The following is a 12,507-nucleotide window of genomic DNA, read 5'->3' as shown; positions in this document are numbered from 1 at the left end:
CACTGCACCGCGCGCTACGACTTGCCCGCTACCTTCTGCTTGCCGTAGGTGATGCGGTAGACCGCGCCGTTCCAATCGTCGGAGACCAGCAGCGAGCCGTCCTTCATCGGCAGCACATCGACCGGGCGGCCGATATACTTGTTGTCTTCGATGAAGCCGGTGATGAGCGGCTCCATCGACTTCATGGTGCCGTCCTTGTTCAGCTTCACGACGACGACGTCACCGCCTACCTTTTTGGTGCGGTTCCATGAGCCATGCCGGGCAATGATGGCCACGTTCTTGAACGCCTTCGGGAACATATTGCCCGTATAGAACCGCATGCCGAGCGCTGCGGAATGCGGCCCCAACAGGCCGACGGGTGCGGTAAACTCGCTGCAGGATTTTCCCCAGCCGAATTCGGGATCGACGATGTTGCCCTGCAGGCAGTACGGTGCGCCAAAATGCTCGCCGACCTTGGTGATGCGATTGAGTTCGTCCTCCGGCACGTCCTCCGACATCCAGTCACGGCCGTTGTCAGTAAAGTAGAGCTGCTTGGTCTCCGGATGCCAATCGAATCCGACCGTGTTGCGAACGCCGCGCGCGATCACTTCGGGGCTCGAACCATCCAGATTCATGCGCCGGATCAGGCCGTGATCGTCGTCGTTGAGTACGTTGTTGCCGGGCTGGCCGACCGGGACGTAAAGCTTGTTGTCGGGACCGATGCCGATGAACTTCCAGCCATGGGCCTCGTCCTTCGGCAGCTTGTCGAAGATCACGGTCGGCTTCGGCGGGTTGTCGATGGCGTCCTCGACCTTCTCGATCTTCGAGACCTTGGACAGTTCGGCGATGTAGAGCGTGCCGTCCTTGAAGGCGATGCCGTTCGGACGGTAGAGGCCGGACGCAAGCACCTTGACCTCCCGCTTGCCGTCCTTGTTGACGATCGCATAGACCTTGTCGACGAGGCGGCTGCCGACAAACACCGTGCCCTTGTCGCCGACCGCGAGCGAGCGGGCGTTCGCCATGCCGGCGGCATAGACTTCGATGTTGAAGCCGGCCGGAACTTTCAGCTTTGCCGTGGGCAGCTTGTCCGGCGACGCGGGTATCGGCGGCGGCGCATTCGGCGCGAGCTTGGCGGCGGCCTCGTTGCCTGCCGGACGTCCGATCAACGGCGATCCCGGCGGAAGCGCAGGCGCGGCGCCGGCGGCAGGCGGTGCGGCGGGCTGCTGAGCCGCGGCCCCAATCGTGAAGATACTGAGCAAGGCACCGGCCAGCAAAAGGCTGCGCGGCGCCGACGAATGGCTGATCATGGGCATTCTCCCTGGCGGAAGCCCTTGGTCTCAACACGCGGCGCATGAAGACGCCTACGTCCGGTGGCTTTCCGGAACGCAATCTCCATTATTTCGTCGCCGATGCGCAACCCGAAACATGCGTTGCCGAAGCCGCGTCCACTGGCCCGCGATGCCGGCCGTCGCTATTTCGTGTCAGTGCCTGGTAGCCGAGCCACCGGGGGCGTCGAGAATCGCTTCGGCGAACGGAAACTCAAGGACGATCTCGCCATCGTCATCGGTCACCTCGATGATCGCGCTCAACAGCGCGCCATCGGTGCCGTCGGTCTTGAGCAGTTCGCGGATCATGGCGCGCGCCATTTCCCAGGCGCGATCGGGATCGACGAGCACTTCGCCGTCGGGGTCGGAAATCAGCTCATCGCCGATACGGGTGTTGAAATAATATCGCGGCATCGGCGAAAACCTGGCTCCGGTTGAGGCCCCGCAACCGGAGGCCGTCACTAACACAAGTTCTTTGTACGGAGCCGGTAGCGCCCCGTTCATTCAGAATTATCGTTCGTGGGCATGCGAACAACCGCGAAACGGCTGATCCCACGCCGTTTTGACTGCCCGGCCCGCACAAATCCGTGAAATCTGTTTGCAGCGCAGCATAAACAATTGCGGGTTCCAGGCAAAAGATTTAACTGGCGAACTTTTTGATCCGCAGTACCTTAACCTGCAAGGACGAAATTCGTCCGGTAGCAAGGGAGAGCAAATATGGCCTGGAAAGCACCGAAAATCGTCGAAGTATCGGTCGGCATGGAAATCAACATGTATATGTGCGCCACCCGCAAATAAGCGGTCGCGCGTTCCATATCTCACGCGGGTGGACTTCCGGGCCTGACACGTTCCTGGTGGTGGAATTGTGTGCAAGGCCCGTGTCCACCTCGTGACGTTTGTGTCTATCTTTGTCGGTAGCTATCTTTCAAGTGTGGAATCGCCAGGAGACGGGTCATGCTTCGCGTCGTCGTCCTGGGCGCCGCGGCCGGCGGCGGCGTTCCGCAGTGGAATTGCGGATGCCAGGTGTGCCGGAAGGCACGCAGCGAAAATCCTGAACTGCGCAGCACCCAGGCCTCGATCGCGGTAAGCGCCGACGGCGCGCACTGGTACCTGATCAACGCCTCCCCCGACCTGCGCCAGCAGGTGACCGCAACCCCTCAGCTCCACCCCAAGGCCGGACAGCTTCGGCACAGCCCGATCACCGGCGTGATTTTGACCAATGGCGAGGTCGACGCAGTGGCAGGGCTGCTGTCACTGCGCGAGGGCTCCCCCTTCACACTCTTTGCACACGAGCGGGTCCTTGCGATTTTGCGATCCAACAGCATCTTTAATGTGCTCGGCGAAAACAACGTGAAGCGGCGGCCGATCGAGGTGGACACGGCGTTCGAGCCCGCCCTGCCCGACGGTTCGCCGTCGGGCATCGAAATTCTGCCGTTTGCGGTTCCCGGCAAGGGCGCGTGGTATCTCGAAGGCAAGGCCCATCCGGAAGGCGGCGATGCGGCGGGCGATACGCTAGGGCTTCGAATTCTGGACAAGAGCAGCGGCAAGTATTTCTATTTCCTCGCCGCCTGCGCACGGGTAACCGACGATCTGAAATCGCGGCTGGCGGGCGCCGCGCTGGTGTTCTTCGACGGCACGGTTTGGCGGGACGACGAACTGATCGTGCAGGGCCTCGGCTCCAAGACGGGACAAGGGATGGGACATATTTCAATGTCGGGCGACCATGGCGCGATCGAAAGCCTCGCCGGCCTCGATATCGGCCGAAAGGTGTTCCTGCATATCAACAACTCCAACCCCGCGCTGCTCGCCGGCTCGGACGAGCGAAAGGCCGTGGAACAAGGTGGCTGGCAGATTCCGGCCGATGGAACGGAGATCACGCTGTGAACGTCATGGCCAAAGCGGAATTGACCGCGCTCTCGATCGGCAAGGGCATCACGCTCAACAATGCCGAAGAGCTCGAAGCAATGCTCCGCCATATCGGCGCGACGCGCTATCACAATCTGCATCCGTTTCACCGGCTGCTGCACGGCGGCAAGCTCAACAAGGGTCAAGTGCAGGCCTGGGCGCTGAATCGCTATTTCTACCAGAGCACGATCCCGCTCAAGGACGCGATGGTGATCTCGCGGTTCCGCGACCGCGCCACCCGGGTCGAATGGCGACATCGCATCGAGGATCACGACGGCGACATCGGATCGGAAGGCGGCATCGAACGCTGGCTGAAGCTCACCGAGGGGCTCGGGCTCGACAGCGCCTATGTGGAATCCACCGAAGGCATTCTGCCGGCGACGCGGTTCGCGGTGGAAGCCTATGTGCATTTCTGCCGTGACAAGACGCCGCTGGAGGCGATTGCCTCCTCGCTCACGGAACTGTTCGCGCCCAACATTCATGAGGAGCGCATCTCGGGGATGCTGAAGCACTATGACTTCGTCAACCCTGACATCATGAGCTATTTCAGCCGCCGCCTGACGCAAGCCCCGCGCGATGCCAACTTCGCGCTGGACTATGTCAAGAAGCATGCGAAGACGCCCGCCGAGCGCGAGGCGGTCTGCAACGCGCTGATCTTCAAGACCAATGTGCTTTGGGTTCAGCTGGACGCGCTGTATCATGCCTATGTCGAGGGCCATATACCGCCCGGCGCATTCGTGCCCAAAGGGGACTAGTGATCGATGGCTGCGAGCCGCAACATCAGTGTCAGCGAGGCGAGCCGGCCGAAATTGCCGCGGCACGCCAAGCTGAAATTCGATGAGAGGCGGAAGGTCTGGGTGATCCTGGCGCCGGAGCGCGTGCTGGCGCCGGACGAGATCGCGGTCGAAGTGCTGCAGCTTTGCGACGGCATCCGCAGCGTCGGCGACATGGCCGACCAGCTCGCCGCCAAATACGTAGCTCCCCGCGAGGCGATCCTGGCCGACGTCATCGGCATGCTGCAGGACCTCGCCGACAAGGGCTTTCTGACCGAAGTGCGCGAGAAAACGCCATGAGCGACATTTTCGCCGAGGGCAAAACCGCCGGCGCCGCGCCCACCGACGGGCTCGCGGTTCTGGAAACGCAGCGCTCGACCGCGGAAACATTCGGCATTCCCTTGGCCGTGCTCGCCGAGCTCACACACCGCTGCCCGCTGCAATGCCCCTATTGCTCGAACCCGATCGAACTCGACCGCGGCGGCAGCGAGCTGACGACCGAAGAATGGAAGAAGGTTTTGAGCGAGCTCGCCGAAATCGGCGTGCTGCAGATCCATTTCTCCGGCGGTGAACCGACCGCGCGCAAGGACCTGGTGGAGCTGGTGCAGCATGCGACCGATGTCGGGCTGTACAGCAACCTCATCACCTCGGCCGTATTGCTGACGAAGGAAAAACTATCGGCATTGGCCGATGCCGGCCTCTGCCATGTGCAGATCAGCTTTCAGGGCAACGAGCCCATGGTGGCCGATCGCGTCGCCGGACTGAAAAATTCCCACGAGAAAAAGATCGAAGCCGCGAAGTGGACGCGCGAGCTCGATTTGCCGCTAACGGTCAACGCGGTCATGCACCGCCAGAACCTGCACCAGCTCGCCGACATCATCCAGATGGCGGTCGATCTCGACGCCGACCGGCTCGAGGTCGCGAACGTGCAGTATTACGGCTGGGCGCTGAAGAATCGCGCGGCGCTGATGCCGACGATCGCGCAGATCGATGAGAACAGCCGCATCGTCGAGGAAGCCTCCGTGCGGCTGAAGGGCATTCTGGCGATCGACTATGTCGTGCCGGATTACTACGCGCTGCGGCCGAAGAAATGCATGGGCGGCTGGGGCCGGCAGTTCTTCAACATCTCGCCGGCCGGCAAGGTGCTGCCCTGCCACGCCGCCGAGAGCATCACGGGGCTCGAATTCGAATCGGTGCGCTCCAACCATTCGATCGCCTGGATCTGGCAGAACTCTGAAGCCTTCAACCGCTATCGCGGCACGGGGTGGATGCCAGAGCCATGCCAGAGCTGCGAGTTCAAGGAAATCGATTTCGGCGGCTGCCGTTGCCAGGCGTTTGCACTGACCGGCAATGCCGGCAATACCGACCCGGCCTGCACGCTGTCGCCGATGCACGAGCAGATCTTCAAGCAGGCCGAGCGCGAGGCGGCCGCGCACCAGGACCGGTTCCTCTATCGCAATTTCGCCGGCGGCACGCCGGAGACGGAAGGCGAGCATGGCGCCTGACGCCGACGCCGGCAAATCCGTCAAACGCACCGATCCCTTTGCGCCGCTGACCTCGGAGCAACTTGCCGTCGGCGACGGCCACGACATCTATGTCGAGAGCGTCGGCCGCGCCGGCGGGACGCCCGCGGTCTATCTGCATGGTGGGCCCGGCAGCGGCTGCCAGCCGGATCATCGGCGGCTGTTCGACCCCGAACGCTTCCACGCCGTGCTGTTCGACCAGCGCGGCGCCGGCCGCAGCCGCCCGAAAGGCCGACGCGACTTTAATACGCTGCCGCACCTGATCGCGGACATGGAAACCATTCGCGCAAAATTCGGGTTCGAGCGCTGGATGGTCGTCGGCGGCTCCTGGGGCGCGACGCTGGCGCTGGCGTATGCGCAAACCCATCCGGAGCGCGTCTCCGGCATCGTGCTGCGGGCGACCTTCCTCGGCACGATCGGCGAAATCGAGAACGGTTTTCTCCAAACACTGCCGCGGTTCTATCCAGGCCTTTATGACGACTTCATCGGCGTGCTGCCCGAGAACGACCGCGCACAACCGATCCAGGCCTATTTCCGTCGCATCCTCGATCCCAACCCCGACGTGAACATTCCGGCGGCGCGGGCCTGGGGCGAAACCGAGCGCATCCTCTCCGAACACGCGCCGAACCGCTCGCGCATCGACCCCGCGGTGCTGGCTTCATCGCGGAGCATGCCGGCCACGCCGTTCATGGAAGCGCATTACTTCGCCAATAACTGCTTCATGCAGCCGAACCAGTTGCTGCGCGACGCGGACCGGCTCGAAGGCATTCCCGGCATCATTGTGCAGGGTCGCTACGACCTGCTCTGCCCGCCCGCCACCTCGCACGCGCTGGCCGCGCGTTGGCGCGAGTCCGAGATCCGCCTGGTCGAAGGCGCCGGCCATACGTTGTACGATCCCGGCGTCCGCGACGCCGTGATGAAGGCGATCGCGGACATGGCTTCCAGAATCAGCAAGTAGGAATCGAAAAATGCCGATGGCCGGAAAAGGCATGCTGCTGACGTCGATGAACATCGACGCCGCGCACGAAGCCGAATTCAACCGCTGGTACGACCGCGAACATCTCGAGGAGCGCGTCGCCATCGCTGGCTTCCTGGAAGCCCGCCGTTATGTCGCCCATGACGGCAACCCGAAATATCTCAGCCTCTACTCGACCGAGACCTTCGAGGTGCTGGACAGCCCGGCCTATCGTACGGCGCTTTCGAACCAGACCGACTGGTCGAAGGCCAACATCGCCCGCTTCCGGAACATGATCCGCGCGGTGGCACGCATCACGGTCAGCCGCGGCACCGGCCGCGGCGCCGCGCTCGGCATTGTCAGGCTGCGCCCGGCCGGCGGCGAGACCAGGCTGCGCACGGCGCTGCGCGAGCTACTCGATCCGGCGGAACTTGACGGCATCATCTCGATGCATCTGATCGAAAGCGATCCGGCGCTGTCAAAGCCGATCACCGATGACCCCTCCGCGCCCAATCCCGGCGCGGGCGACTGGTTCGTGCTGGTCGACGGGACTGATGTCGATGCGTTGGCTGCGGCCATGCCACGTGTCAGCGGTAACATCGCCCTGAAGCCGCTGATCGTCTCAAACGGCGTGTACCGGCTGATGTGGGATCTGGCGAAGAGCGATATCGGCGGCTAGGGCCACAGCATTTATCGTCGGTACCGCAAATCCAGCCCGGTGGCGCCGCAACTGTCCGCGCAGCACATCGAAATACCGATGAAGGCGCTATTAACCAGCGACCGCTAAACCAGTAGTCGACGTCGCCCCGGCAAAGGATCGTCCGGCTTGGGCAGTGATCGGCCCGAGCGCGCCGCCAACATCCACCTTCGATGTTCTTCTGAATATCCGCGGCGGATGAGAACCTGGTCCGAAGTATCTCACATCACTTTTAATTGCGCTGTTCATGTCATTTGTGAGCCGCATCGTAGCGCAACAGCGGCACCCATAAAGAGCGCGCCTCCAATCAACCGGACGTTTGACGGCCAAGTCCTTGCCGCGACAGGCGCCAATCTGCGGCCGAACTGAGCGCACATCATCGCATTCGCGCGACATGTGCGCCGTTGTCGCACTCGAACTAGTTGCAGCGCACATGCTGCACCGCCGCATTCGCACGGAAATGCAACAGTCCGAGCTTCATGCAATGGAGAGCTACTGATCGCGCAAATTTGCCTTTGTACCGCGTCTGGAATGGCTCTAATAAGATAAGCCTATGATCCAATTCAAAAACCACAAGAACGCTCAGCGTTCGTAGGCAAATGAGGCCGCGTTTCAGTTAACCGACGCGGACAAGGTAGGAATGAAACCGACTGATATTTCGGCGCCGGACTACTTTCATAAAGTTGTCGATTGCCAATGGGCCTGCCCCGCACACACGCCAGTTCCCGAATACATTCGTCTGATCGCCGAGGGGCGTTATAGCGACGCCTATATGATCAACTGGAAATCGAATGTGTTTCCCGGAATTCTGGGACGCACCTGCGATCGTCCGTGCGAGCCGGCGTGCCGTCGCGGGCGCGTCGAGGAAACACCGGTGGCCATCTGCCGCCTGAAGCGCGTTGCCGCCGACTTCAAGGACGACGTCAAGCACCGCATGCCGAAGCCTTTGGCAAAGAACGGCAAGCGCATCGCGCTGGTCGGTGGCGGTCCGGCTTCGCTTGCGGTGGCACGCGATCTCGCGCCGCTCGGCTATCACTGCACGGTGTTCGATGCCGATCCCAAGGCCGGCGGCATGATGCGCAGCCAGATTCCAAAATTCCGCTTGCCCGATAGCGTGATCGACGAGGAGACCGGCTACATCCTGGGCCTCGGCGTTGAGTTCAAGGGCGGCCATCGCGTCGACAGCCTGAAGAAGCTGCTCAACGAGAAGTATGACGCGATCTTCATTGGCTCCGGCGCGCCGCGCGGTCGCGAACTCGACATGCCCGGCCGCAAGGAAGCATCCGCCAATATCCATATCGGGATCGAATGGCTGGCCTCGGTTTCGTTCGGCCATGTCGAGAAGATCGGCAAGCGCGTCATCGTGCTCGGCGGCGGCAACACCGCGATGGATTGCTGCCGTACCGCGCGCCGGCTCGGCGGCGAGGACGTCAAGGTCGTCGTGCGCTCCGGCTTCGAGGAGATGAAGGCGAGCCCCTGGGAAAAGGAAGACGCCCTCCACGAGGACATTCCGATCCTCAATTACATGGTGCCGGTGGCGTTCGAGCATACCGACGGCAAGCTGACCGGCGTCACCTTCCAGAAGGTGAAGGCCGAGTACGACGCCAAGGGCCGCCGCAATCTGGTGCCGTCGGGCGAGCCCGATCAGACCATCCCCTGCGACGACGTGCTGGTCGCGGTCGGCCAGGAGAATGCGTTCCCCTGGATCGAGCGCGACTGCGGTATCGAGTTCGACAAGTGGAACATGCCGCAGGTCGACGCCAAGACTTTTGTTTCGACCAATCCGAAAGTGTTCTTCGGCGGCGACGCCGCGTTCGGCCCGAAGAACATCATCTGGGCGGTCGCGCACGGCCATGACGCCGCGCTATCAATCCACAAGATGCTCTCCGGCGAGGACATCAACGAGCGGCCGCTCCCCGAAGTGAATGTCTCGTCGCAGAAAATGGGCATTCACGAGTGGAGCTACGACAACGACGTCTCCGGCGACAAGCGCTACAAGGTGCCGCATCGCGACAAGGTGATTGCGTTGAAGGACATCAGGACCGAGGTCGAACTCGGTTATGACGTCAAGCTCGCGCTCGGCGAGGCGCAACGCTGCCTGAACTGCGACGTGCAGACGGTGTTCTCGGCGCCAGCCTGCATTGAATGCGACGCCTGCGTCGACATCTGCCCGATGGACTGCATCACGTTCACGGAGAACGGCGAGGAAGAGGATTTGCGGCAGCGGCTGAAGGCGCCCGCGCCGCATCACGACCAGGCGCTCTATGTCGCCGAAGGGCTCAAGACCGGACGCGTCATGGTGAAGGACGAAGACGTCTGCCTGCACTGCGGGCTGTGCGCCGAGCGTTGCCCCACCGGCGCCTGGGACATGCAGAAATACCTCATCGATATGACTCACGCAGGTTCGACATGCCAGACCAAAGCCCGATCAGCAGCGTAAACGACTTCGTCGTCCGCTTCGCCAACGTCAACGGCTCCGGTTCGGCCAGCGCCAACGAAATGTTCGCGCGCTCGATCCTGCGCCACGGCGTGCCGGTTTCGCCGCGCAACATCTTCCCCTCCAACATCCAGGGCCTGCCGACCTGGTACGAGGTGCGGGTCACCGAGGCCGGCCATCTCGGCGCACGGGGCGGCGGCGTCGACATGATGGTGGCGATGAACCCGCAGACCTGGGACAAGGACGTCGCCTCGATCGAGCCGGGCGGTTATCTGTTCTACGATTCGACCAAGCCGATGCCGACGTCGAAATTCCGCAGCGACATCACCGTGATCGGTGTGCCGCTGACCGCGATCACCAACTCGACCTATACCGATCCGCGCCAGCGCCAGCTGTTCAAGAACATCATCTATCTCGGCGCGCTCTGCGCCCTGCTCGACATGGACGTCAAGCTGGTCGAGCAGCTGATCGGCGAACAGTACAAGGGCAAGGAAAAGCTGCTCTCGTCCAATGTCCACGCGCTGCATCTCGGCCGCGACTTTGCGCTGCAGAATCTGAAATGCCCGATCGGGCTCCGGGTGAAGAAGGCCGACAAGGTCGGCGACCGCATCTTCATGGAAGGCAACAGCGCGGCCGCGCTCGGCGCGGTCTATGGCGGCGCCACCGTCTGTGCCTGGTATCCGATCACGCCTTCGTCGTCGGTGGCGGAAGCCTTCACCAGCCACTGCAAGAAGTTGCGGCACGACCCCAAGACCGGCAAGGCAAAATACGCGATCGTGCAGGGCGAGGACGAACTCGCCTCGATCGGGATCGTGATCGGCGCGTCCTGGAACGGCGCGCGGGCCTTCACCGCGACCTCCGGCCCCGGCATCTCGCTGATGACCGAATTCATCGGCCTGAGCTATTTCGCGGAAATTCCCGGCGTGATCATGAACATCCAGCGTGCCGGCCCCTCGACCGGCATGCCGACGCGCACCCAGCAATGCGACATCATCGCCTGCGCCTACGCTTCGCACGGCGACACCAAGCATGTGCTGCTGTTCCCGGAAGATCCGGCCGAGGCGTTCGAGTTCGCCGGCCATTCGTTCGATCTGGCCGAACGGCTGCAGACCATGATCTTCCTGATGCTCGACCTCGACATCGGCATGAACCACCGGCTGTGCCGCCCGCTGAAGTGGGACGAAAACCAGCAGTACGACCGCGGCAAGGTGATGACCGCGGAAATGCTCGACGAGCCCGGCCGTGATTTCGGCCGCTATCTCGACGTCGACGGCGACGGCATCCCCTATCGCACCTATCCCGGCACGCATCCGACCAAGGGTTCGTTCTTCACCCGCGGTACCTCGCGCGACCGCTACGCGCGTTATTCGGAAGAAGGCGCCGTTTACGCCGACAACATGCAACGGCTGGTCCGCAAGTTCGAGACCGCGCAGGACATGGTGCCGCGGCCGTTGCAGGCCAACGCCGCCAAGCCGACCAAATACGGCGTGATCTATTTCGGCTCGACTTCGCCGGCGATGGACGAGGCAATCGGACTTCTGGAAGCGCGCGGGCATCTGCTCGACCGCATGCGCGTCCGCGCCTTCCCGTTCCACTCCAGCGTGGCGAGCTTCATCGCCGACCATGATTTCGTTTACGTGGTCGAGCAAAACCGCGACGGCCAGTTGCGCCAGTTGATCGTCAACGAAAACGGCATCGACCCGGTGCGGCTGGTGCCGATCCTGCACTATGACGGCACGCCGATCACCGCCCGCTTCATCGCCAAGGCGATCGGAGATCATCAGGACCGTCTGAAAGTGACCCCTCTCCGCAAGGCCGTATCATGACCTACATTGCAAAGCCGAAATTCCATCATCCCGGCCTGAAGAAGAACGATCTCGGCTACACCCACCGTGATTACGAGGGAAAGATCTCGACGCTGTGCGCCGGTTGCGGCCACGACTCGATCACAGCCTCGATCATCGAGGCGTGCTACGAGCTCTCGATCGAGCCGCATCGCGTCGCCAAAATTTCAGGTATCGGCTGCTCCTCGAAGACGCCGGATTATTTTCTCGGCAACTCCCACGGCTTCAACTCGGTGCACGGCCGCATGCCGTCGGTGCTGACCGGCGCCAATCTTGCCAACCGCGACCTGATCTATCTCGGTGTTTCCGGCGACGGCGACTCGGCCTCGATCGGCTTCGGCCAGTTCGCGCATTCGATCCGCCGCGCCGTCAACATGACCTACATCGTCGAGAACAATGGCGTTTACGGCCTGACCAAGGGGCAGTTTTCGGCCACCGCCGACCGCGGCTCGAAGTCCAAGAAGGGCGTGATGAACACCGACAACGCCATCGACCTGGTGGCGATCGCGCTGCAGCTCGGCGCCAGTTTTGTGGCGCGCAGTTTCTCCGGCGACAAGAGCCAGCTGGTGCCGCTGATCGCAGCCGCAATCCGGCACAAGGGCGCATCCTTTATCGACGTCATCAGCCCCTGCATCGCCTTCAATAACCACGCCGGCTCGACCAAGAGCTTCGACTATGTCCGCGAACATAACGACGCCGTGAACCGCCTCGACGTGATCACCGGCCGCGACCCGATCACGGTCGATTACGCGCCGGGCACGGTGCAGGTGGTCGAGCAGCATGACGGCACGCGGCTGGCGCTGCGCAAGATCGACGCCGACTATGACGCCAACGACCGGCTGGCGGCGATGACCTTCCTGCAGAAGCACGCCGCCAAGGGCCAGGTGGTCACCGGCTTGCTCTATGTCGATCCGGATTCGGACGACCTGCACACCCATCTCGACACCGTCGAGACGCCGCTCAACACGCTGGAAGCCAAGGATCTTTGTCCCGGCACGGCGGCACTGGAAAAGATCAACGCCAGCTTGCGGTAGTCCCAAATTTCGTAGCCCGGATGAGCGAAAGCGAC

At 62.5% G+C, this 12,507-nt stretch carries 12 protein-coding genes; 10 read left to right on the top strand and 2 right to left on the bottom strand.

Translation table 11 applies throughout. The features are described from left to right. Positions 1-14: 14 nt before the first annotated feature. Entirely contained in the window at positions 15-1,286 is a 1,272-nt protein-coding gene (locus QUH67_RS08125; protein ID WP_300946160.1) for a PQQ-dependent sugar dehydrogenase, read from the bottom strand. Between the two features lie 174 nt (positions 1,287-1,460). After that, positions 1,461-1,718, bottom strand: coding sequence for a DUF6894 family protein (locus tag QUH67_RS08120; RefSeq protein ID WP_300946159.1), 258 nt, complete (start codon positions 1,716-1,718; stop codon positions 1,461-1,463). A 303-nt stretch (positions 1,719-2,021) separates the two neighbouring features. On the opposite strand from QUH67_RS08120, the gene pqqA reads away from it, so the two are divergent. From pqqA to QUH67_RS08070, 10 genes are all read left to right on the top strand, one after another. Continuing rightward, positions 2,022-2,102, top strand: coding sequence for a pyrroloquinoline quinone precursor peptide PqqA (gene pqqA, locus QUH67_RS08115; RefSeq protein ID WP_035635412.1), 81 nt, complete (start codon positions 2,022-2,024; stop codon positions 2,100-2,102). Between the two features lie 156 nt (positions 2,103-2,258). Further along, positions 2,259-3,188: a pyrroloquinoline quinone biosynthesis protein PqqB gene (gene pqqB / locus QUH67_RS08110; protein ID WP_300946158.1), complete on the top strand. Its 930-nt coding sequence runs from the start codon at positions 2,259-2,261 to the stop codon at positions 3,186-3,188. Positions 3,189-3,193: 5 nt separating this feature from the next. After that, on the top strand, positions 3,194-3,964 hold the full coding sequence (gene pqqC / locus QUH67_RS08105; protein WP_300947971.1) for a pyrroloquinoline-quinone synthase PqqC: 771 nt from the start codon (positions 3,194-3,196) through the stop codon (positions 3,962-3,964). Between the two features lie 6 nt (positions 3,965-3,970). Further along, positions 3,971-4,282, top strand: a complete 312-nt coding sequence (gene pqqD / locus QUH67_RS08100) for a pyrroloquinoline quinone biosynthesis peptide chaperone PqqD (protein ID WP_300946157.1) — start codon at positions 3,971-3,973, stop codon at positions 4,280-4,282. Next, positions 4,279-5,487 carry a pyrroloquinoline quinone biosynthesis protein PqqE gene (pqqE, locus tag QUH67_RS08095; RefSeq protein ID WP_300946156.1) on the top strand — a complete coding sequence of 403 codons (1,209 nt, stop codon included), beginning with the start codon at positions 4,279-4,281 and terminating at the stop codon, positions 5,485-5,487. Before pqqD ends, pqqE begins: the two co-directional genes overlap by 4 nt. Then, positions 5,477-6,463, top strand: a complete 987-nt coding sequence (pip, locus tag QUH67_RS08090) for a prolyl aminopeptidase (protein ID WP_300946155.1) — start codon at positions 5,477-5,479, stop codon at positions 6,461-6,463. The genes pqqE and pip overlap by 11 nt, the downstream gene beginning before the upstream one ends. A gap of 10 nt (positions 6,464-6,473) precedes the next feature. Then, positions 6,474-7,139, top strand: a complete 666-nt coding sequence (locus QUH67_RS08085) for a DUF4286 family protein (RefSeq protein WP_300946154.1) — start codon at positions 6,474-6,476, stop codon at positions 7,137-7,139. A gap of 658 nt (positions 7,140-7,797) precedes the next feature. Then, positions 7,798-9,597 carry an FAD-dependent oxidoreductase gene (locus QUH67_RS08080; RefSeq protein ID WP_300946153.1) on the top strand — a complete coding sequence of 600 codons (1,800 nt, stop codon included), beginning with the start codon at positions 7,798-7,800 and terminating at the stop codon, positions 9,595-9,597. Further along, a complete protein-coding gene (locus tag QUH67_RS08075; protein WP_300946152.1) occupies positions 9,567-11,420 on the top strand; it encodes a 2-oxoacid:acceptor oxidoreductase subunit alpha in 1,854 nt (617 codons plus the stop codon). The genes QUH67_RS08080 and QUH67_RS08075 overlap by 31 nt, the downstream gene beginning before the upstream one ends. Then, on the top strand, positions 11,417-12,472 hold the full coding sequence (locus QUH67_RS08070) for a 2-oxoacid:ferredoxin oxidoreductase subunit beta (protein ID WP_300946151.1): 1,056 nt from the start codon (positions 11,417-11,419) through the stop codon (positions 12,470-12,472). Before QUH67_RS08075 ends, QUH67_RS08070 begins: the two co-directional genes overlap by 4 nt. The last annotated feature ends 35 nt before the right edge of the window (positions 12,473-12,507 follow it).

The organism is Bradyrhizobium roseum (genome assembly GCF_030413175.1).
In the GTDB taxonomy this organism is placed as follows: Bacteria; Pseudomonadota; Alphaproteobacteria; order Rhizobiales; family Xanthobacteraceae; genus Bradyrhizobium; species Bradyrhizobium roseum.
This window is presented reverse-complemented; position numbering and strand designations above follow the sequence as displayed.